Annotated in this window: 20 protein-coding genes; 5 read left to right on the forward strand and 15 right to left on the reverse strand. The window is 36.2% G+C overall.

The annotated features are described in order from the left end of the window. Positions 1 to 125: 125 nt before the first annotated feature. Positions 126 to 1,049 carry a heme o synthase gene (gene cyoE, locus AC3WOM_RS09900; RefSeq protein WP_492446523.1) on the reverse strand — a complete coding sequence of 308 codons (924 nt, stop codon included), beginning with the start codon at positions 1,047 to 1,049 and terminating at the stop codon, positions 126 to 128. 329 nt (positions 1,050 to 1,378) lie between these two features. On the opposite strand from cyoE, the gene proC reads away from it, so the two are divergent. After that, positions 1,379 to 2,179: a pyrroline-5-carboxylate reductase gene (gene proC / locus AC3WOM_RS09905; RefSeq protein ID WP_492446524.1), complete on the forward strand. Its 801-nt coding sequence runs from the start codon at positions 1,379 to 1,381 to the stop codon at positions 2,177 to 2,179. A gap of 49 nt (positions 2,180 to 2,228) precedes the next feature. Here the strand turns inward: proC and AC3WOM_RS09910 are convergent, their stop codons facing one another. The 7 genes from AC3WOM_RS09910 to AC3WOM_RS09940 form a co-directional block, all read right to left on the reverse strand. Continuing rightward, entirely contained in the window at positions 2,229 to 2,882 is a 654-nt protein-coding gene (locus AC3WOM_RS09910) for an alpha/beta hydrolase (RefSeq protein WP_492446525.1), read from the reverse strand. A gap of 59 nt (positions 2,883 to 2,941) precedes the next feature. Next, a complete protein-coding gene (locus AC3WOM_RS09915; protein WP_492446526.1) occupies positions 2,942 to 3,373 on the reverse strand; it encodes a hypothetical protein in 432 nt (143 codons plus the stop codon). Between the two features lie 444 nt (positions 3,374 to 3,817). Further along, positions 3,818 to 4,375 (reverse strand): hypothetical protein, encoded by a 558-nt coding sequence (locus AC3WOM_RS09920; RefSeq protein WP_492446527.1) that lies wholly within the window; start codon positions 4,373 to 4,375, stop codon positions 3,818 to 3,820. Between the two features lie 84 nt (positions 4,376 to 4,459). Beyond that, entirely contained in the window at positions 4,460 to 5,659 is a 1,200-nt protein-coding gene (locus AC3WOM_RS09925) for an NAD(P)-dependent malic enzyme (RefSeq protein ID WP_492446529.1), read from the reverse strand. Positions 5,660 to 6,030: 371 nt separating this feature from the next. Continuing rightward, the gene (locus tag AC3WOM_RS09930; protein ID WP_492446530.1) at positions 6,031 to 8,208 is read right to left on the reverse strand and encodes a bifunctional diguanylate cyclase/phosphodiesterase; all 2,178 of its coding nucleotides are present in this window, start codon (positions 8,206 to 8,208) and stop codon (positions 6,031 to 6,033) included. Positions 8,209 to 8,431: 223 nt separating this feature from the next. After that, on the reverse strand, positions 8,432 to 9,133 hold the full coding sequence (locus AC3WOM_RS09935; protein WP_492446532.1) for an O-linked GlcNAc transferase: 702 nt from the start codon (positions 9,131 to 9,133) through the stop codon (positions 8,432 to 8,434). Between the two features lie 105 nt (positions 9,134 to 9,238). Beyond that, positions 9,239 to 9,718 (reverse strand): thioredoxin family protein, encoded by a 480-nt coding sequence (locus AC3WOM_RS09940; RefSeq protein ID WP_427544709.1) that lies wholly within the window; start codon positions 9,716 to 9,718, stop codon positions 9,239 to 9,241. 184 nt (positions 9,719 to 9,902) lie between these two features. Between AC3WOM_RS09940 and AC3WOM_RS09945 the strand changes: the two genes are divergently transcribed. After that, positions 9,903 to 12,209, forward strand: coding sequence for a YhgE/Pip family protein (locus tag AC3WOM_RS09945; protein ID WP_492446534.1), 2,307 nt, complete (start codon positions 9,903 to 9,905; stop codon positions 12,207 to 12,209). A gap of 76 nt (positions 12,210 to 12,285) precedes the next feature. Next, complete coding sequence (locus tag AC3WOM_RS09950; protein WP_427544705.1) at positions 12,286 to 12,810, forward strand: PCYCGC motif-containing (lipo)protein; 525 nt, start codon at positions 12,286 to 12,288, stop codon at positions 12,808 to 12,810. Positions 12,811 to 13,151: 341 nt separating this feature from the next. On the opposite strand, the gene AC3WOM_RS09955 is transcribed toward AC3WOM_RS09950, so the two are convergent. The 4 genes from AC3WOM_RS09955 to AC3WOM_RS09970 form a co-directional block, all read right to left on the reverse strand. After that, positions 13,152 to 14,411 (reverse strand): DUF4179 domain-containing protein, encoded by a 1,260-nt coding sequence (locus AC3WOM_RS09955; RefSeq protein ID WP_492446535.1) that lies wholly within the window; start codon positions 14,409 to 14,411, stop codon positions 13,152 to 13,154. Beyond that, complete coding sequence (locus AC3WOM_RS09960; RefSeq protein ID WP_492446536.1) at positions 14,408 to 14,908, reverse strand: sigma-70 family RNA polymerase sigma factor; 501 nt, start codon at positions 14,906 to 14,908, stop codon at positions 14,408 to 14,410. The genes AC3WOM_RS09955 and AC3WOM_RS09960 overlap by 4 nt, the downstream gene beginning before the upstream one ends. A gap of 324 nt (positions 14,909 to 15,232) precedes the next feature. Beyond that, positions 15,233 to 15,769 (reverse strand): hydrolase, encoded by a 537-nt coding sequence (locus tag AC3WOM_RS09965; protein ID WP_492446537.1) that lies wholly within the window; start codon positions 15,767 to 15,769, stop codon positions 15,233 to 15,235. Between the two features lie 130 nt (positions 15,770 to 15,899). Further along, on the reverse strand, positions 15,900 to 16,550 hold the full coding sequence (locus tag AC3WOM_RS09970) for a DUF2306 domain-containing protein (protein ID WP_492446539.1): 651 nt from the start codon (positions 16,548 to 16,550) through the stop codon (positions 15,900 to 15,902). Between the two features lie 690 nt (positions 16,551 to 17,240). Here AC3WOM_RS09970 and serC point away from each other — a divergent pair. After that, positions 17,241 to 18,329, forward strand: coding sequence for a 3-phosphoserine/phosphohydroxythreonine transaminase (gene serC, locus AC3WOM_RS09975; protein WP_492446541.1), 1,089 nt, complete (start codon positions 17,241 to 17,243; stop codon positions 18,327 to 18,329). Between the two features lie 356 nt (positions 18,330 to 18,685). Here the strand turns inward: serC and AC3WOM_RS09980 are convergent, their stop codons facing one another. Genes AC3WOM_RS09980 through AC3WOM_RS09990 form a run of 3 tightly spaced genes read right to left on the reverse strand, consistent with a single transcriptional unit; the run spans position 18,686 to position 20,733 of the window. Continuing rightward, on the reverse strand, positions 18,686 to 19,111 hold the full coding sequence (locus AC3WOM_RS09980; protein ID WP_427544693.1) for a Fur family transcriptional regulator: 426 nt from the start codon (positions 19,109 to 19,111) through the stop codon (positions 18,686 to 18,688). Continuing rightward, on the reverse strand, positions 19,108 to 19,971 hold the full coding sequence (locus AC3WOM_RS09985) for a metal ABC transporter permease (RefSeq protein ID WP_427544691.1): 864 nt from the start codon (positions 19,969 to 19,971) through the stop codon (positions 19,108 to 19,110). Before AC3WOM_RS09985 ends, AC3WOM_RS09980 begins: the two co-directional genes overlap by 4 nt. Positions 19,972 to 19,986: 15 nt before the next feature. Beyond that, positions 19,987 to 20,733, reverse strand: a complete 747-nt coding sequence (locus AC3WOM_RS09990) for a metal ABC transporter ATP-binding protein (RefSeq protein ID WP_492446543.1) — start codon at positions 20,731 to 20,733, stop codon at positions 19,987 to 19,989. A gap of 226 nt (positions 20,734 to 20,959) precedes the next feature. Between AC3WOM_RS09990 and AC3WOM_RS09995 the strand changes: the two genes are divergently transcribed. After that, on the forward strand, positions 20,960 to 21,196 hold the full coding sequence (locus tag AC3WOM_RS09995) for a Nif11 family protein (protein WP_283868716.1): 237 nt from the start codon (positions 20,960 to 20,962) through the stop codon (positions 21,194 to 21,196). The last annotated feature ends 47 nt before the right edge of the window (positions 21,197 to 21,243 follow it).

Below are 21,243 nucleotides of genomic sequence, written 5' to 3' on the forward strand. Positions count from 1 at the left end.
GTTTTGAAAAAGGGCTATACTTTTTAATTTGTCACCTTGATTTCATTGACATAATAGTATTTCAACAACATGAAAAGCCAACAAGTGACGAATAACTTGTTGGCTTTTGTTGTAATAGGATGACATTAATACAATTTAAAAATAACACCCACTAATGAGTACACAATCACTGTTGAAAACAAAATAGTCATATGGAATAGTGAGAACACAAACATTTTTGTCGCCCATTTAATTTGATCCTTGTTACTATGATAGCCGTAAATACTCATAACAAGCCATGCAATACTTAGCAATAGTGCAACAAGCATAATTCCAATACTTAAAGAGCCAAATAGGAAGCTTGATAAAATTAGTAATAGTAAATAAAAGTTCGTTTGATAATACGTTCGACGCATTCCTTTTACAACGGGAAGCATTGGAACTTTTGCTGCTTCATAGTCAGCATGCTTACGAATAGCAATCGCATAAAAATGAGGCATTTGCCATATAACCATGACAAAAAATAAACCGAGTATCGCTGGATGTGTAATGTCGGAAGAGACTGCAGCCCAGCCAATTACAGGTGGAATTGCTCCTCCTACGCTTCCGATTTCTGTATTATAGATTGTACGACGCTTTGTCCACATTGTATACGGTACTACATACAAAAATACTCCAAGGAAGCCAAATGCTGCAGCTAATGGTGATGCCAGAAATAGTACAGCCACACCCAAAATAAGCATAGCAAACGCTAAAGTCAGAGTAGATTTCGCAGACATCTCTCCTGTAACTGTAGGACGGCTTTGTGTACGAGGCATAATAGCATCGATGTCCCGATCATAGACATTATTAAATGCCCCAGCGGCTCCTATAACAAGCGCGGATCCTATCGTGGCAAAAATAATCTCAGGTATATTCTCGATAAAAGTCATTTTATTTTTGTACATCCCTAGCGTTAAACCAGCCCACATAGGAATTAAATTGGATTTAATAATTCCAGTTTTAACTGTTTGCGCTAAAATAGAAGAGCGAGATTGTTGTTGATGCTCCGTTTTTAGATTTTGTTCCATTCATCTTAATTCCTTTTCTCTCTTAATTTCTACAAGCTATCCTCGATAGAAAGCGACAAAATTTGCATTAAACATATCAAATTATTATTTTACCTCTTTTAGCTAGAGTCTGTCTCTATGTTCACATAAAGTACATGATTTGTTGATCTTCTTATTTTCTGCTAAATGAGAATAAAGATACAGTTCCATTCACAACATCTTCTATGATACCACCGACTGCCGTGAATTTGAACCTTATTGCCTTGATTCTTTGCATATTGCTATTCAAGAAAAACAATCTATTTTATACTAATGTGTATGTTTGAACTAAATAAAGGAGTGTCTATCACGTGAAATATGGATTTATCGGCCTTGGTAATATGACGACAGCTATTATAAAAGGAATGTGCAAAAGCGGAGATTTCGATTCTACCATGATCTACGGTTATAATCGGACCAAAGTCAAAACAACAAAATTAGCAACATCTTACGGTATTCAAGCCATAAGCTCTATCGCAGACATTATGTCAAATTGTGACGTCATTATCCTTGGTGTTAAACCCCAAATGCTACCAGAAGTTTTACCAGAAGTGAAAAAATATTTACAGGACAATCAGGTCATTGTTTCCATTGCTGCAGGTAAAAATATTACATATCTACAAGATTATTTATCTGAAAGTACCCCTATTATTCGTGTAATGCCAAATATCAATGCCCTTATCGGTGCATCCACAAGCTGCTATACAGCAAGTGAACAAGTATCAACTACACAGCTTCAACTCGTTATTTCCTTGTTTGAAACAGTTGGCACAATTATTGAAGTGCCTGAGCATTTATTTTCTATTTTTACAACAATAGGTGGGGCTTCACCAGCATTTACTTATATGTATATTGACGCTTTAGCACGTGCAGCTGTACGCGAAGGAATGCCAAAGAATATGGCGCTTGATATAGCAGCAAATGCAGTGCTCGGCAGTGCTAAAATGATTTTACAATCACAGGAGCATCCATGGGCACTTGTCGATCAGGTATGTTCACCAGGTGGAACTACCATTCAAGGTGTATCCTCCTTACAAAGCAATCATTTTGAAACAACGATTCATGATGCAGTAGCTGCTGTGACTGATAAAGATCGAAGCTTATCCAAATAAAATGCTAAACAATATGAAAAGCCGAGACGAATCATGTCTCGACTTTTCATTATTGATAATTTTCTTGTAATTCCTGTGCTAAAAATGCAGTAAGGTCGCGTAAGTTTTCTGGTGTAACGCCATGTCCATCTGCGTATTGTTTAAATGTGACCGTTGCTCCAAATTGCTCAAAAGTTTCTTTACTTTCAGCACCCCATTGTGACGGAATAACATAATCATAGTCACCATGAGAAATAAATGCCCGTAGATGATTGATTGGACGAATTGCATATTCTTCTGTGACAAATTTTGGTGTATAGCCGCTTAACGCTACTATACCAGTAATTAAATTGCCCATTACAAAAGCAAGTGATTGTGCCAAAACTGCCCCTTGACTAAAGCCCAGCACGAATACTTTATGTGGATCAATTTGATATTCGTCAATAGCCTCTAACACAAACCGTTGTAATGCCACTAACACTTTATCAAAGATTTCACGGTCTGGTTTACCAACCTCCTGGATAGTGAAAAAAGCATAGCCAGGCTTTTGTGTAATAGGTCCACGTAAACTAAAAACATGGCATTGTTCTTTAAAATCTTGCACTAATTGTGGTAAATCATCTTCATGACTACCCATTCCATGCAATAAAAAAATCGCTGGATATTTTTTTTGAGGGTCCATAGTAGTAGGTTGTGTATGCTTAAAGGTAAATGGTGTATTCATGAACAAAATCCTTTCAAATGGAATCATTATTATCTTACCATATTCAATTCCTGCATCACTTATTTAGTGCTCATATATTTCAGTGCACCGTTTAAAATTTTTGCCATTTGTGTACGTTTTAATTGTGCATTTGGCTCTATCACTAGTGCCCCTGTCGTATTCTTCCTTCCAGTCATCATGCCTCCTGCGTATAACAGTGCAAAAGCCTTTCTTGCTTCGACATTTGAAATACTTGCTTCATCTGCATAGACAAGTGTTGAACCAAAATTAAGCTCTTTTTGTGCGGCATAGCCTATGGCACGATACACCATTAACGCTCCTTGTTGACATGTTACAATGTCATTTTGTTTAAAATTCTCTCCTGTCATCACAATGCCAGCTGCTGCTAATGCATTAATTGCTTGAATTTGTTCTGTGTCGCTTAATGTGGCAACATCTTTAAATCCTACATCTGGAGCACCTGATAACTGAAGTGCACATGCAAGCATCAATGCAAGCTGCCCTCTCATCACATTATTTTGTGGATGAAAGTGCTCTGCCTTAGTAATTATGCCTTATGCATAAAGCGTTAGAATGGCGTCCTTATTGCCATCTGCCTCAATATCTGTATATGTATTAACAACAACTGTTGGTGCTCCTTTGACATCAAAACGAAATTGTACAGGATAATAATACAGTAGTAGTTCCTTGTTCTGCGTATGCTACTGCACTTTAGCCAGGAACTATCATATCAACTGCTAATAAAGCTGCTAACACTATTTTTGTTGCCCTTGTTTGACGTTTCTTCACTACAAAGCAACCTCCTATTTTATCGATAATGAAAATCATTATCATTTATATTAATTCAAAAGTACACTGTTATCCATCATTTTGTCAATATGCTACTCAGGCATTATAAAAACTACCTAACGAATTAGGTAGTCTCTTAGAAAAACTTATATCAATTTTGTTCGATTTATTAATTGATCTGTATGGTACGCAATATAACCATTAACAATACGAATGGTTTCTTGTGGATCAGCGTCAAATAGTAATTTTGATTGCTCTGCGGTTGTCACCAATACCGTTATTAAATCCATACGCATTGAATGTCCAGCAGAACTATAAGCAAAATCGTAAATGATATCCTCCTCTACTAAGCCATCTGATTCATACTGCTTGTGAAACAATTCTTTCGCTTCATCGATTCGCTCAGCAACTTGTTGACGGATACGAAGCTGATGCATCAATAATTCTTCCTCAAGCACCGCTGGCTTTAGCCACTCTTTTTTTACAAGCATTTTCAGGAATTCGTTTTCCCAAACTTGCTCATTTTCAGTAAAATACAGCATATTCACCATCAATCTATCCCAAAAATCGAATTGGGACTGTGCCGATTCACGCTGCATCACAATTGTCTCTTTAAAGTGCTGCTCTACCTTTGAAATATTCATATTGCGAACTAAATGATTACACACCTTTTCAATAAATTTATTTGCCGCTTCTTGTGCCATAAAAACCCGTCCTTTATATCTACAAATCAAATCATTTCGTTCCTATCATACCATGATTGTAGAATATAAAGAAACGGGCAGCCATTATGCCTGTAGTGTCGGTTGTTGGAATAGCACTGAAACGCCAGATTCAATGGCAGCACTTCCAACTGCTTTAGCTACAACACCTGCAACTCGCTCATCCATAGATTTTGGGATGATAAACTCTTCACATAATGCTTCTTCTGACACTAATGATGCAATCGCCTCAACAGCTGCTAATTTCATCGCTTCGTTAATATCTGTAGCTCGAACATCTAGTGCACCACGAAAAATCCCTGGGAATGCTAACATATTGTTCACTTGGTTAGGATAATCAGAACGACCTGTCCCCATGACACGAACGCCCCATGCACGCGCATTATCATAAGTAATTTCTGGATTTGGATTTGCCAAAGCAAAAACAATTGGATCTGTATTCATAGATTCAATATGGGCTTTTGTTAAAAGATTGGCAACTGAAACACCGATAAAAACATCACTTCCAGTAATAGCATCCTCTAATGTTCCTTTAAGATTATCTGGATTAGAAAGCTTCGCAATTTGCTCCTTAATCTTATTCATTCCCTCTTGACGACCATCATAAATAATTCCCTTTGTATCACACATAATGACATTTTTATAGTCCATTTGAAGTAATAAACGTAAAATTGCAATCCCTGCCGCACCAGCACCATTAATGACTACTTTCATATCCTCTGGTTTTTTATGAACAATTTTCGCAGCATTTAATAGTCCTGCCCCTACTACGATTGCCGTGCCATGCTGGTCATCGTGAAATACAGGAATATTGCATTCCTGACGAAGACGGTCTTCAATCTCAAAACAACGAGGCGCTGAAATATCCTCTAAATTAATCCCCCCGAAAGTCGGGGCAATAGCTTTGACTGTACGCACAATTTCATCTACATCTTTTGTTGCAAGGCAAATCGGAAATGCATCAACATCCGCAAAGCGTTTTAAAAGAATGGCCTTTCCCTCCATTACTGGCAGTGCAGCCTCAGGTCCAATATCACCAAGCCCAAGTACAGCTGTACCATCCGTAACAATGCCCACTAAGTTTCCTTTGATTGTATAATCATACACAGCCTGAGGATTGTTTTCGATTTCGATACAAGGCTGTGCAACTCCTGGTGAATACGCTAAGCTTAAATCATATGTATCTTGTACAGGTACTTTTGCAACAATTTTCATTTTCCCTTGTGCTTCTCTATGCATCTCTGCTGCTTTTTGCATAATATCCATTAAATAAACTCCCATCCTACTAAAAAAATTATCAAATTTATTTTTATTGCAAAACTATTCAAACAATTTAACTTTGAAAATTATATTACTTCACTTAAGTAAAGTCAACGCTATAAAACCAATGTTCTCAAGAGAGTGCAAAATTGTTATTATTTTATGAATATTACAAATATATGTAATCGTTTACAAAGGAATATTATCCAAAAATAGGTTTAGATGACCCGACAAAGGCAAAGAAACTCCACAGTTACACTATATGTGTTACTGCGGAGTTCAAAAATCCTTTACAACTAGGTATTTTTTTTAGCATTCATTATTCGTGTACGAAGTTTTTTGAAAACTATTAGACTTACTGAAAAGCCCCATTTATATTAATTTTCTAGAATTAAAATTGAGTCTAATATACTCTTCACATGATTGTGAAGCGATTTGTAGGATTCCTGTAATATTTCGGGCGGTATAGGTTTACTGAATAAAAAGCCCTGTACAGCATCACATTTACTAGTCACTAAATAGCTTAGTTGATCTATCTCCTCTATTCCCTCTGCAACTACCTTTAACTGTAGATGCTTGGCCATCGAAAGAATCATGTCTACTAATGCCTTATCTGTAGAATCTGCATGTATTTTTTGAACAAAAGATCGATCTATCTTTAAGCAATCAATCGGTAAATCCTTCAGATAAGATAGGGATGAATAACCTGTGCCAAAATCATCTACTGCAATAGTCACACCAAGTCCCTTTAATTGCTGTAAAATTGTCGTTATATGATTGCTGTTAATTGTCATGCTTTCTGTAATTTCCAGCTGTAAATATTGTGGTTCTAAATGTGTCTTGTCAAGCACATGCTGTATCATTTCCACTAGATTTTGCTGAAAAAGTTGACCTAATGATAAATTGACAGCCACCTTCATTCGGGGTAGACCAGCTGCTTCCCATTGTTTCACTTGTGTACAGGCTGTTTCTAACACCCATTGTCCAATAGGAATAATCAAGCCAGATTCCTCCGCAATCGGAATGAAAACCCCTGGTGAAATCCATCCCTTTTTTGGATGCTGCCATCTGATTAAAGCTTCCACTGACTTTATTTCACCTAACTGTAAATTGATTTGAGGCTGATATTCCAAATAAAGCTCCTGATTGTTTAATGCATCATGTAAATCATTTTCTAATACTAGCCGCTCTGTCATTTCACTAGACATGGTGGATTCATAAAAACGTATACGTGATGGTATTTTATGTGCTTCATGCATCGCATAGAGTGCAAATCTAAGAAGTTCTTCTTCCCTATTTGAATCTGTGGGAAATAAAGAAATTCCTATATTGAGCTGACTATTGAGTGAAAAATGTTGTACTTGAAATGACTCCTCCATGACCAATTGAAGCTGCTGACTCAGCTGAGTTAATTGATTGGTATGAACCACTTCATCGATAAAAATTACAAAATAATCCTCTCGCAACATACAAAGATCAAATTTCTCTGGTATAACGTTTTTCAGCCGTTGTGCAATCAGATCAATCATCTGGTCTGCATATGTATTACCTAAAGATGCTTTAATGGCTGAAATCCTTTCTATACCAATGGCAAGAATTGCTTTTTGCGATGAAGTTATGTATAAATTTCTTTTTAATGTCTCCATTAAAAAACGCTCATTTGGCAGGTTCGTTACTTCATTATGATAGGCCATATAATGCATTTTTTCACGAGATTTTTCTAGATGACCTTGTGTATCAATTAGCTGTTGAAAAGGCCTTTCGATAGATGAAAAATAAATTGCTCTAAATAAAAGGTAGAAGGAGCTAAGCTGGAAAATATGACCGATAAAATTTTTAATGTCATAAACATCACGATATATTGTAAAAAGATAATCACTCATGATTAAATAAATCGCACTGCCCACCGAAAGAAAAATTATTTTTGGTGCTTGCTTAAACTTACTTAGTAAAACAATGATAATGACGATATGTAACACAATTGCTAAATATTGCAAAGTATTTTTTAATGCTGTAGGTCCTTCTCCTTCAATGATTAGTGACGGCAAGATAGATGTTGGGGCATAAATAATTGCAAAGCAAGCTACGATTATTAAAAATGGCACCGTAAAAATCAGCCAACGAAAGGTTATTTTAGCTTCCTTGTCTTTCGTGAAAAGAAGAATAAGACCACCAGCCGATAATAGCAATCTTCCTAGTATATAGAACCATGTGGCAGCATAGGGTGTACTTTCTGTAATGAAGAAAGGCATTCCTTTATAGGATAGAGTATGGGCTATTTCTATTAAGCTAATGGTTAAAAATAAAGCTCCAGCATAGAGAACTCGATTCGATAAAATATAAGGTGAAACTAGCCAAGCCTGAATCGAAATCGCCATTGTTACCACAATTATAAGGATTTCCATCATTAAATGAATTGTGACATAGTTGTTCTTACCGAAGATTCCATAGAATTGGTCACCACCTAAAGCAATAACACTTAAGAAAATTACTGTTAATACAAGAAATTGACTCCCTCTCTTTACAAATGAAAAATCATCATTGAACTTCCACATTGTTACTTCCCTCCTTTGCTTAAGATTTATTTTCCGATATTTCATATAGAAATATTGGAATAATTATACTATAAAATAACAAAAAAACAGAGGTTTCGATTATCCATTTTAGCATTAAGAAAACATAGATTATTGACATAAAAAAATTAGCTCTAATACTATTTCCCCTCAAATGCTAGACACTAAAAAAAGATGCCCCTATTATCGAGACATCTTTCCCTTGTTATGAAAATACGTAGCTATCCATATTATCGATTGTATTTTGAATGGCTTCCTGCAATGATCGCTGTTGCTCACCACAAGCAGCAAGGGCATCCTCTAAGGTAATCGCAGCATTTGCCATAAACGGTGCCAGCTGTAAATCCTTCGCTAATTGAATCAGGACAAGCGCTTTATTCCATTTCCAGCGGGCATTATTAGGATCTAAATGAATCGCTTGCTCTAAATAACCAAGTGCATCAAAGGGCATCCAGCCAAAGCGATGCATTGTTTGTCCAGTAATCCCCCAGTATAAAGCCTTATTTGGATTTTCCTTAACGGCTTGTTTAAAACAATGCACACTCTCATTGTAATGGTGTGCAAACAAAAATAATTCACCCTGCGTAAAAAACGAATGTGCTTTTTCATAGGGTGTACCTATTTTCGCTATATTCTCTAGCTCTTGAACACGTTTAGAAAATTCCGTTTCATCCTTTATTGCACGAATTTCTACGACAGTATCCGATTCAGGATAGCTTTCATCTCCGCGCTCCTCCTGCTGTGTTTCAATCGCCAGCATAGGCTTAGGGTAGCTAGCAAAATCATACTCTTCCAATAATTTTATATATTTATCAGCTAATGCCTTTTCCGCTTCATCTGTCATTTGCTTAGCTGCTTCATAACATTTCATTAACTCTCCATTATAAAAATAATCATCCATCGTCATTCCATATTCCTCCAATGCACAACTTTTCAGTATATTTAGTATACACTAACTACAATTAAAAAAAGACTGCTCAAAATTTAACTTTTGAAACAGTCTCACTTAACTCTATTTTTTTAATACCTCTGTATTTAAGAATGCTCGTAAATCTTCCTCAGGTAATGCACCTACAAAGCGGTTAACCTCTTTACCACCCTCAAAGCGAATAAATGTTGGTGTATATTCGATATTGTATTTACTCCATAGATCGTCATACTCATAAACATTTAGTTGAGCAATATCAATACCAAGCTCATCAGCAATTGGCATTAATACTGGTGTGAACGCTTGACAATGCACACATGTTGGACTGAAGAAATAAGCGTTTACATCTTCTCCAGCTTTTATTTTTTTCTCTAATTCATCAGGCAGCATAATATTTTGATAGTTTTTATCATCTAATTGATCGATTGTTTCTTGTTTTAAATCTTTGTCGCCATACAAATCCTTTGCGTTTGCTAGCTTACTTTTGTTCGACACATTTGTTAGCACAATAATTGCTGCAAATAGTACAACAATAATGGAGCCAATAATCAGTAATTTTTTCATGTGTTCCTCCTTTTAGACACTAAAAATACCCTACTTTTAGTGTATTCGCGATTTGATTATAAAGTGTTTTGAAATCCTAGTAAACTAATTTGCCTTTAAAAATAAGTTTTTCCACAATTCAAACATAATTTCGTCCAAATTTGGGAACATACATAATAAAGCTTTAGCCAAAAATGAATGTGGAGTGGTTACTTTGAAGCACACTATCCAACATAGCTTTCAAATTTATAAAAGAGATATCCATAATATTTTAACAAACTGGGTAGTTGCTGTCATTATTGGCGGGCTCATCTTTTTACCCTCTCTATATGCATGGCTTAATATCTATGCCTCTATGGACCCGTACGCTCACACAGCCAATATGAAAATTGCTGTAGTCAATGAAGACACTGGAACTACCGTTAGAGGAGACGAGATCAATGTCGGGAACGAGGTAGTCCACAATTTAAAAACAAATAAAAATTTTTCTTGGACATTTTTATCTCATGAACAAGCCATTCATCAATTACAAAATGGTGATTATTTTGCGGTGATCATTGTCCCTAGTGATTTTTCTCAAAAACTCACCTCTATCCTATCCAATCAGCCAACAAAAGCACATATTGATTATTATGTGAATGAAAAAATCAACCCCATTGCACCTAAAATTACTAGTAAAGGGGCTAGTGTGCTGACGCAACAGGTTTCTAACGAATTTGTTTCAACTGTTAATGGAACACTTTTTTCTATGTTTAATACGATAGGCGTTGAAATGGAAAGGGAAATACCTGACTTTAGAAAATTTGAACATTATATATTTACCATTGAGCATCATCTACCTGATATTGAATCATTTTTAGCACAAACCGCAAAAGGTGGTAAGGAAGCCGAATCATTGTTAGATGACACCATTAAACAGGTCCCAAAGGTTGAGGCATTAACTAATGATGGTCTTACTACTATACAGCATGGTTTAACATTAATGAATGAAGCTGAGACACTATTTAATCAGCTATCTCCAGCCATTAAAAAAGATTTAGAAACTGTTCAACAAATTGCCCAACATTTTTCAAAGCTATTAGAGAAGCTGCAAAATGCAACTGTAGGTACATCGAAAATTGCACAAACAAAGGAAACGGTACAAAAACAGCTAGAGGAATCACGTAAAAAAGTTAATAATAGCATCCAGACACTTGAAGCCCTCCAAGATTTAACACAAGCTAATGCCTCTTCACGCAAGCAACTTGAAAGCTCACTTGAATCAATTATTACGGATCTTCAGCAAAACAATACTGGAGGTGTCAATAAGGATCTCATCACAAAACTTGAAGCTATACGAGGAAATTTACAGGAAAATCCAGGTTTAACTGACTATTCATTAAGCACATTAACATCATTACAACAACTCAACACGCTACTCTTAGATGTTCACACAAACGTACAGAAGCTTAATGTCTTGGATGAAGAAACAATTAAAAAGGATCTAGCTGATCTTCAAGCCATTGCACAAACTGCTGCTAACAACCTTCAGCAATTCGTTACGCATTATAATGATAATCTGGAACCACAAATTCATACAACCTTATCATCTGCTAAAAATACGTTAACAAATGCATCCGCCATGTTGACGAATGTAAAAAACTCTATGCCAGAAGCAACAAATCGCTTAAAAAATGCTAGAAAAACGTTAGAAACAGCCAATAATACCATTTCTAAAGTACAAGCCGATTTTCCTGCTCTCAGTACCAAAATTAGAGACCTTGCAGAGAAGCTTCGAACATTGGAAAATGAAGCAGACATTGCCGAAATTGTTCAATTGCTAAAAAATGACGTCAATGCTGAACGTGAATTCTTTGAGGAGCCTATTAAGCTTGAGGAGCATAGAATGTTTCCTATCGCAAATTACGGAACTGCTATGACTCCATTTTATACAGTATTGTCTATATGGGTGGGCTGTTTATTGTTAATTTCACTATTAGCCATAGATGTTCACAATCATTCACAATATAGTATTCGTGCTATCTATTTTGGGCGACTATTAACTTTTGCTACGTTTTCTTTAATCCAAACACTGATTATTACAATTGGCGATATTGTTCTTTTAGATGGATCCATTAGTTCTCCATATTACTTTATACCCTTTGGTCTTTTTATTAGCTTAGTGTTTGTGACAGTTGTCTATACACTCGTATCCGTATTCGGAAATGTAGGGAAAGCATTAGCAATTGTCATGCTGGTATTACAAATAGCTGGCTCTGGAGGCACATATCCAGTCGAATTATTACCAAAATTTTTCCAAATAATCAACCCATTTCTGCCCTTTACCTACGCAATAGAAATGATGCGTGAGGCAGTTGGAGGTATAATTTGGACAAAAGTCTGGGTAGATTTAGCCTTTTTATCTTGCTTCTGGTTAGTCTTTATTTTATTTGGCTTCTTCTTAAAAAAATTATTGAGTGAGAAAATGGAACTTTTCATGAACAAAACACGTGATTTAGATATATTTCATTAAATCTTCCCTACTCTTCCTACAAATGTTTCAACTACCGATGCTATAATGGCAGTAGTGTAAACATCTAGGAGGCGTTATGTTGAAAAAACTAATTTTTCTTTTTGCTATGTCATTATTAGTGTTAAGTGCTTGTAATGATGAAAAAAAGGCTGTGGAATCAAATCAGGATCCGAATCAGAACTATGAGCAAAATGAAGCTTCGCATGAGGGACATGCCCATGACTCTGGTGATATTCAGGAAGAAACAGCCTCTGCTGACGTACTTCCTTCCTTTTTAGACAGTCAGCCTGAAAATATTCGCTTAGTATATCAAGTTGCTGGGCAAGCCACAGAAATTTTGGAGTGGATCCCATGCTATTGTGGATGTGGCGAATCTGTAGGGCATAAAAGTAATTTAAACTGCTTTATCCAGGAGAAGCGTAAGGATGGAGCTATCGTCTGGGATGATCATGGTACTCGCTGTTTGGTATGTCTTGAAATTGCTGTACAATCTGCCAAAATGCATAAGGATGGCATGAGTCTTAAGGAAATTCGTCAAGCAATAGATGACACATATAAAGAAGGCTATGCTAAACCAACACCGACTGAAATGCCTGCATAAAAAGCAAAGTCGCACAATCTGTAACATTAAAGACCGCAATTATACATGATGTTTAATTTCATCACAACTTGTTTATAATGTTACGCATATTATGGAAATGTACATTACTAAAATTTTAGTGGTGTACATTTTTTTATCATATTACATAGGACAAAAGTTAAAATCAATTTCGCCTTGGCGTAATTGCTATGCTTTCGATACAAAAAACATTTGCTGAAGGAGGATAAACTAGTAGCATATTATTCGGTAGGCTTAACCGGATTCAATAATGGAATATTACCACAAGTATGAAAAAGTTAAAAAGATGTTCAAAAAGGAGAGCCTTTTTGAACATCTTTACTTTATTTCAACGGAATATTCAGTTCAATATTTTTTCCAATAGGATTGAAGTAATAGTTTATATATATTTTTGCTTTGCCATTATAATTTTCAAAGCTCTCTGTCGCAAATAGGTACTGGTCATCATCTGAGTACGAGCCACCTGTAAATTTTAACGGCGTGCCATCTGCTTTTTCAGCAATATTTAGAAACGAATGTCGCATTCTATCATCCCATTTCTTTGCAGCAACTGATACACCTTGCTCCGTTAGAGAAATATCCCAATCCAAATAATCGGGCTTCGTGAGTACTTCTTTTGTGCCAAAATCAACTTCGATAAAATCCTCGCCCTTTGGAACAGCATTAACAGCTCCAATTAATAATTTGAGTGAATCTGAATCATGGAAATAATTACTTTGTAACTTAAACGTGAATTTGCTATCGCGATTATCACCACCTAATGACAAGCCATATTTAATGCCTTCTCTTCGCTCCCCATTTTCCGTCTCGACCGCAATATCATCAAACGCTAAAATTTGCATCGTATTCGCTTCATCTAATTCAATATCGATTGCCGTTCTTAGTGGAGAACGGCGAATTTGTGTAATCGTAAATTTCTGACCACCGACGTCTACAATACGATTCGCAGTAATAATTTTTTCCCTTGCGATTTCTTTTTGTAGTGAAAACGGTATCGCAATTTCAATGTTCCCCTTATCTTTTTCATAAAAACGAAAAACCACCTTAAAATCCTTTGAACTATAAGCGAAAGGCTCTGAAAAATTAAATTCTACTGAAGAAGAGATACGTGTTTGATGCGATTGATGACTTGTAAATGAACTTCCGTCTTTAATTTTTTTGTCTCCTTGGAACAATTGAACTTCCTCCAAGTGTAATTCCGACATATCAAATGAGGCATCGGCGTCATAGTAAAGTACTAATCCCGAATTATCTGCAATCACGCCTTGCAATGTAAGCGATAGACCATTTTTAGTCTGCGTCGCATTGATTTCTTCATAGTAGTCATTGTCCACAATATCTTTTATCCCTTTATCTCTTACAACCGCTAATACAATTTGTTGAAAGCCAGGTATTTTTGCAGCCTGGTTAGCAATCGTAGGAGAAATACGAATTGAAAATAAAACGCCTAAGCAAAACAAACAAGCTATTGCAACCGGAACAATACGCTTCTTTACTCTTTTTTCTCGTTGAACTTTACGAAACATATCCATCCGAACTTGTTGAAGTTTCTCCTTTGGAACGTCAATCGGTAGTTTACTCATAGCCAGTCCTCCTTTTCTCCAGCGAAGTTTCTAAGCTTCTTTAGTATGTGATGAAGCTTAGACTTTACAGTACCCTCCGGAATTTGATTTAGCTCGGCAATTTCTTTGTTTTTTAGTTGCTGAAAATATTTCATATAGACGAGTTGCTGCTCCGACAAGGATAAATGTTCCAATAACCGCTCCATATCAGAGTAGATGACCCTTTCAACTAGGTGATGTTCTTTAATTGAAATGGTTGACTGGCGTTTTCGTAAATGGTCTTTACAACAATTGATTAAAACGCGCACGAGCCATGTTCTGGCATATTCGTGCTGTTGAACGGTATGCATTTTTTTCAGTGCCTTGTAAACTAGGTCCTGCATCACGTCTAAAGCGTCTTGCTCATTTTTCAGATATGTAAAAGCCATGCGATATAAAATATCTTCATCCATTTCAATAAGTGAAAGTATCGCTTGATGATCCCCACGAATAGCACGCTGTACGATTTCAAATTCCATCCCTTTCGCCTCCTTCCTCCATTAGACGGAGCGATTCTTCATTCCGTTCAAAAACTTTCAAATTATTTTGAAACCGACTATGGATTTGCCTTTAATCTTTGCGTCATAGAGGTATCAGCACTTCACCTCAGAAAATGACAGATATTAAGTTCTCTCATGGGAGTTGAAGAACGGATAGAAAGATTTACATAACTATACATTTATTAAATATTTTCAGACCATATCTTTAACAAAAAGGGGCTTGGTTCACAGAAAAAAAGATGTTTGAACAAGTCCTTTAGACCCTTTCAAACATCCATGAAAAACCCGTATTTTTTCTATCGTTTACTTTACAAGCTGCAGTATTGTTTTAAAATGCTCATGATCTGCTCTTTGCAGGAGTTCATATAAAATCATTTCCGTACTCGTTGGTAAAATGCCGAGTGCCTTCATTTTCTCTATCCCTAGCTCTTTATTTTCCTTTGTACGAGAGGACACCGCATCTACGGCAACTTCAACCTCAAAGCCTTGCTCTTTCAGCTGTCGCGCTGTTTGATAGACACAGATATGCGTTTCAATTCCGGTCACAACAAATTGTGAACGACCAGTGGCTTTTAATGCAGTCATAAATTCTTCCTCTTGGCAAGCACTAAATGCCATTTTAGCTATTGGCTGCCCGTGAATATGTTGGGCAATTTCTAATGCGGTGCCACCTAAACGGCTTGGATTCTGTTCGAGCCATAAAACGGGTACTCCCAGTACTTGCATAGCTTGAGCTAGTTTAGAAATATTTTGAATTGTAACTTCGCTTTCATCCACGATCGTTGCTAACTTCCCTTGTACATCGACAACCACTAAACATGCTTCTTCTGCTGTAAACATTTGAACACCCCTTTAAATCATAGTCAACATTCATTATACAGAAAGTTGTGTTGTTTATCTGCATTCAGCCTTGTTTTTGGAGCTGAATAAGTCATCATGTTTAGTGGCCCAAATAATGTATTCAAAAATTTTATGTCCCAACTAGTAACTTCGAGTCCCTCTTTTTATGTTTCCGTTTAATAAGCCATTCTGCAACGATTAAATTAGGCACCCAACAGAGCCAAGCGATAATAATATAACTAATTTCAAATTGTTGAAACCCGAATAATCCCGTAAATAAAGCTAGCCAGATTCTTAATGTGACAGCTGCAAAGGTTAAGGAATAATTTCTAATCATCCACTTTTCATGTGTATCAATTTTTTTATGTCTAATGTTAGCAAGTGCCTGTGAAGCTGTAATCAGCCAAAATATAGATAAAAGGCCAAAGCCCAACTGAGACAGTACGCCTCCGGTTGCATGAAATGCCAAATAAATCCCTGAAATACCACCAAATAAAATACCAATCATATAAATTCTTCCCATCGTACGATGAAGTTTAATATTCTTTTCTCTAAATTTTGTGAATAGTGTAAAGGGACCGATTACTAATGCTAAAACACCAAATATAATATGTATATATAGCATTATGTACCACAGAGAGCTTAATGTAGAATTCAACATAAGCTTTAGTTTCACAAAGCCTGCTTGATGTGCGTCCATGAAAAAATACTGCACAATAGAATAACCAGATATTAAAATCGCTAAACAACAACTTACAATTAGCCATGCTTTTTTATTCATACTACAATCTCCTATAATTTAGTTTTTTTATAATATATGAGAGTTTTTTGACTATGCTTTTCTCCATGCATCTGTGAAAATATATGAATTGGAGACTATTTTTATCCCCATTTATTTTTTGCCACATTCCCTTACTCTGTTTATACTGTAACATTTCAATTTATTGGATTCTCCCTTTGCTATACAAGTGGTACTAAAATGAATATAAGAGGTTTTATATAGGCCCTGAAAATGAATCCTTTAGTTTTAAGAAAAAGATAAAAAGGTAGACAGAAGCTTATGTACTCAAACCTTTCTCGTTACACAAACACGAACGTTTGACATTAAAAAAATTGTAATGATTAATAAATAACGAAGATAACCTCAAAAAACGCCCATACATTTATATGTTTGTTCGTATTTATAGCTTAATAGACATTTTTAATTTACTTAATTGTGTACATTTTGTAGCGAGACTGTCACTATTTTGCTTAAATATTGAGAATTTTATTTTTTCTATTGAAAATTGAGTTATAATCCAGTAAAGTTCTTTTATCTTGCTTTCACGGTTAGTTAATCACCCATTATTTTAGAATGTGTGTATATGACCGTTCCGTAAAAGCCTGAGGGATTTATCTAACATTCACTAGGAGAACTGACTCCCATTGAATGAACAAAACTCACTTTATAAAAAACAAGGAGTGTACCACTTTGACACAACGCGCATACAATTTTAACGCAGGTCCATCTGCACTACCGCTAGAAGTACTAGAAAGAGCTCAACAGCAATTAGTAAACTTCCGTGATTCAGGTATGTCCATTATGGAGATGAGTCACCGTAGTGCTATTTTTGATGAAGTACATAATGAAGCAATTGCTTTATTAAAAAAGCTTTATGCTATCCCAGAAAACTATGAAATTCTGTTTCTACAAGGAGGTGCCAGCCTTCAGTTTACAATGGTACCAATGAACTTCCTTCCAGCAGATCAAAAGGCAAGCTATGTTTTATCAGGCTCATGGGCTGAAAAAGCCTTCACGGAAGCCAAATTATTTGGTACACCTGTAGAAGCGGCAAGTACAAAAGAAAATCAATATCGTAATATCCCAGCGTTAGCAGATATTCACTTTAACGAAGAGGATGCTTATGTGCATATTACTTCAAACAATACTATTCATGGTACACAGTGGAAGGAATTCCCTGAAACAGGTAATGTCCCATTAGTGGCAGATATGTCCAGTGATATTCTTTCAAAACCAATCGATGTAAGCAAATTTGGACTTATTTATGCAGGAGCTCAAAAAAATCTTGGTCCATCTGGAGTAACAGTTGTCATTATTCGTAAAGATCTACTAGAAAAAGAGAATAAAAATATTCCAACGATGTTGAAATATACAACACATGCTGATAACAACTCTTTATATAATACACCGCCAACTTTCGGTATTTATATGTTGGGTGAAGTATTAAAATGGGTGGAAGCAAAGGGCGGAGTTGCTGAAATCGCGAAGCACAATGAATTAAAGGCAAAGGTTATTTATGATGCGATTGACAATAGCAATGGCTTCTACAAAGGACATGCTACACCAGAAAGCCGTTCTTTAATGAACATTACTTTCCGTGTCGCAGATGAGGAGCTTGAAAAGCAGTTCCTGACTGAGGCAAAAGCAGCAGGATTTATCGGGCTAAATGGACACCGCTCTGTAGGTGGTTGTCGTGCCTCAACTTACAATGCTGTACCATTAGAGGCTTGTGAAGCATTACGTGACTTCATGGTAGCTTTCCAACAAAAGCATCAGTAGTCCAATTACTTCTGAAGAAGTATTGGCTCTGACACTTCACTTATATTATTCAATCTATATAAAAAGACGAAGGAATAATTTGCTTATTCTTTCGTCTTTTTGTCTCTCCGTTAATCCCTATAAAGATGATTTTCTTAAATCTTTTTATCTAGCGGCAACATCTTCTTAGGTGTAATATTTATTTCCTTTGACAAAAAATTGCTGTGCTACTTTCCTTCAAGCTGCAGATACATCACCTCTTATTATAGATTGCAATAAAATTGATGCTATTCGTAAAATTTCTTAATTTAATTAGGAGTAGTGCCAATTTTTGACACTATCCCTTTTCGAATGCTGCTTTTTGTAGGATTGAAAGATTATGACAGATTTTCGTGCTTACAATCTGGACATTTACCATAAATCTCAAACTTATGATTTTCAATTTCATAGTCTGGCAGCTTTTCTCCAAGCATTTCCATTGGACATAAGTTTAACTCTTTGACATTACCACAATCCATACAGATAAAATGATGGTGATGATGCTCTGACTCGCAATGCATACGGAAATTACGCTCTCCAGATAATTCAGTTTCCTCCAGTATGTCAAGTTTCACAAATGTAGCTAGGTTGCGATAAATGGTATCAAAACTCATACCTGGAAAATCTTTTTTCAAAACATCCAATAAGTCACGAGCAGTAAGATATTTATCAGTTGCTGCAAACATATCTAATATTAACTCCCGCTTATCTGTTTTTTTATAGCCGTTCTCTTTTAAGATTTCCCACGCTCTTGTAATATTCATGACGCTACCTCCCCCTGTTTTGCAGCCATTTTAAATGCTATTTTCTTCCCTAGTATAACAAGTAATAAAATGAGGATGGAAGTGACCACAATCGTACCACCTGGCGCTAAATCCAAATAAAAAGCACTCACTAGCCCTATTAGCACAGCCGCTTCGCCAAACACTATGGCATAAATAATTGTTTGTTTAAAGCCCTTAGCTAGTCGCATAGCAGCAGCGACAGGAAGCGTCATAAGAGATGACACAAGTAAGATTCCAACGATGCGCATACTTGCGGCAATGACTAGTGCTGTCACAATCATAAATAGTAGGTGAATCCAACGTGCAGGTAGACCACTCGCTTTGGCATATTCCTCATCAAAAGATAGGACAAAAAGCTCTTTAAAAAATAAAAATAAAAAAATGATAACAACGGCAGCAATACCCACAACTACCCATAAATCCTGCCGTGAAACAGCCGATACAGATCCAAATAAATAGCTCATTAAATCTGTACTAAAGCCACTAGCAAGTGAAATAAAGATAGCACTAATACCAATACCACCAGACATAATAATGGGAATGGCAAGCTCTTCATAGTGCTTATACAGCCGTCTTAGTCGTTCTATTAATATGGAGCCGCTCACAGAGGCGAGTATCCCTAAATAAATAGGATTAAGCATTGCTAAGGCTGTCACAGACTGACTGATGTATAAGCTTCCTGCTATACCAGCGAGTGTTACATGTGACAAGGCATCTGCAATCAGAGACAATCGACGTACAACAATAAAGACACCTAAAAGCGGGGCCAATATGCCGATTAATAGCCCAGAGAAAAAGGCATTTTGTAAAAATTCATAATGTAAAATTGCTTCAATCATAGTGCCTTCTCCTTCTTAATGAATCTTTCTGACAGAATGACCATACCAAGCATCAAGCGCATCCTGAGAAATGCTATCAAATTCATTTTTATAACCATGGAAGTGAATCGTTTGATTTAGACATGCCACATGACTGATGCGATTGGACACTGTATCGACATCGTGTGTGACAAGAATCATGGTAATTCCCTGTTCCCGATTTAATTTCGCTAGCATATCATAAAATGATTGCACATTCTCATGATCAATGCCGACAGTTGGTTCATCTAATATTAGTAGCCTCGGTTCACTCACTAAGGCTCGTGCAATAAAGACACGTTGCTGTTGCCCACCAGATAAATCACCAATATTGCGATGCATAAAAGCATCCATTCCAACAGCTTTTAAGGCATCCAATACTTGTTCTTTTGCATCGCGTCCTGGTCTTTTAAATAGCCCTAATTTTTTTGTTAATCCACTTTTTACTACCTCCTGGACGGTTGCTGGAAATCCTGAATTGAAGGCATTGGATTTTTGTGAAACATATCCTATCCATTCACGATGCTTAAAAGTTGTGCTTGGTTCACCAAACAACTTTATTTCTCCAGACATAGGTCTTAATAGTCCTAAAATAATTTTTAATAATGTAGATTTCCCAGAGCCATTTGGACCGAGTAGTGCTAAAAAATCTCCCTCTTCTACACGGAAAGAGATATTTTTTAAGACTTGTGTGTAGTCATATTGAAATGACACGTTTTCAATGTTAATTAATGATTTTTTCATGCATGATCGCTTCTTTCTAATTCAAAATCATTACGATTTACAAATTGTTAGTATAAATGAAAGCTCAGTTTTTGTAAAGAAAAAAAGATTCTTATGTTTTATGTTCTGGTGGAAATATTGTTTTAGTTCAAGCAAGCGGCTTCCAGTGCATAGTGAACGATTGTCCCATTTGTCTTGTGCTCATATGAAGATCTTCATAAAATAAAAATTTGAAGGAGGATTCGCTTTGAGTATTCAATTTTTACAGCAATTAGCGCAAAGTAGTGATAAGGAAATTGTTGCCATCGCTCGTGCTGAAGGATTTGACATTACAACGTCTGAAGTAAAAAAGCTTCGGCCCCATTTGGAGCAATTCTCATTTTCTTGGCTTTTTTTAGGCATACCGAAAGATATACTTGTAGAGGTTGAGGCTGTTTTAGGTAGAAAGCGTTCTCGTCAGCTTATCGCACTTTTTACGAAATAATTGAAAATGCCCGAAAATGCAGTGTTTATTTCACTGATTTCGGGCAT

The sequence above is a fragment of the Lysinibacillus sp. FW301-JW8 genome, assembly GCF_058788755.1.